We start from the raw sequence: 1,006 nt of genomic DNA, 5'->3' as shown, positions 1-1,006 counted from the left end.
GACGTGGACTTCCGCCGCGCCTGCCGGCTGGTGGACGCGGTCGCGGTGACCGAGCGGGTACCCGACGCGGAGTCGCTGGCGATGTTGAAGGCGGAGCTGCTGCCCGGCTGGGACCACGTGTGGCTGCAGGCCGAGCAGGACTGGTGGCGGGAGGCGCGACTGCGGGCGCTGGAAGCGCTGAGCGGGCGCTTCCGGTCGGCGGGCGACCGGAACCGGGCGCACCAGGCGGCGCTGGCGGCGGTGCAGAGCGACCCGCTGCGGGAGAGCGCCCACCGGACGCTGGTGGAGCTGCACCTGGCCGAGGGGAACCCGGCGCAGGCGCTGCGGCAGTACACCGCCTACCGGCTGCGGCTGCGCAGCGAGCTGGGGCTGGAGCCCTCGCCGGAGATCCACCGGCTGGTGCGACCCCTGCTGGGCAACCGGTGAACGGGGCGGAGCTGGGCGTGGTGCTGGCCGCCACCGGCCTGCTGTGGCTGGCCGGGTTCGGCGTGTTCGCCCTGGCCTGCCGGTGGTCGGCGGCCGAGCCCCACCGGCTGCGGGACGCCCGGCGGATCGCCGCCTGGCAGCGCGTGGGCCCGTGGCTGTTCGCGGCCGGCTCCCTGCTCGCCGTGGCCGGCGCGGGGCTGCTGGTGGTCGGTTGAGCCGCCGGCGCAATCACCCGAAGTGATGAGTTTGGGGTGGTCCTGAGGGGCAACTCACGGCGCATCGCCCCGGCGACCGGAAGGAGGGGAGCATGACCGAACCCCGCAGGGAGAACGAGAACGAGGACGTGGAACGCGGCGCCGCCGAGGAGGGCGCGGGCGCGCCGCTGACCGACACCGAGCGCGAGCTGTCCCGGCGCGCGCCCAGTGACACGCCGGAGGACGGGCCCGGGTCGACGGGCCCCCGGCGGACCTGACCCGAGCGACGGGAGCGTGGCCACCCACCCCGCGACCACCCACCAGGCCGCCGCCCGCCCGCACTCCAACAACGGCTGGGACACCATGACGACGCACACGCCCACCCA

Annotated in this window: 3 protein-coding genes; all 3 read left to right on the top strand. The window is 76.0% G+C overall.

The features are described 5' to 3' along the window. On the top strand, nucleotides 1-426 hold a 426-nt coding region (locus ACFV4N_RS09365; protein WP_499672002.1), incomplete at its 5' end, for an AfsR/SARP family transcriptional regulator. Then, nucleotides 423-641 carry a hypothetical protein gene (locus ACFV4N_RS09360; protein WP_499672001.1) on the top strand — a complete coding sequence of 73 codons (219 nt, stop codon included), beginning with the start codon at nucleotides 423-425 and terminating at the stop codon, nucleotides 639-641. The genes ACFV4N_RS09365 and ACFV4N_RS09360, both read left to right, overlap by 4 nt. Nucleotides 642-733: 92 nt before the next feature. Beyond that, the gene (locus ACFV4N_RS09355) at nucleotides 734-898 is read left to right on the top strand and encodes a hypothetical protein (RefSeq protein ID WP_499672000.1); all 165 of its coding nucleotides are present in this window, start codon (nucleotides 734-736) and stop codon (nucleotides 896-898) included. The last annotated feature ends 108 nt before the right edge of the window (nucleotides 899-1,006 follow it).

This window comes from Actinosynnema sp. NPDC059797 (assembly GCF_042732085.1).
GTDB lineage: Bacteria > Actinomycetota > Actinomycetes > Mycobacteriales > Pseudonocardiaceae > Actinosynnema.
The sequence above is the reverse complement of the archived record's forward strand: the minus strand, read 5'-3'. Positions and strand labels throughout refer to the sequence as shown.

Bases quoted from the DNA above. Each gene is read 5' to 3' on its own strand.
- ACFV4N_RS09355 (WP_499672000.1), top strand. From the start codon at position 734: ATGACCGAACCCCGCAGGGAGAACGAGAACGAGGACGTGGAACGCGGC.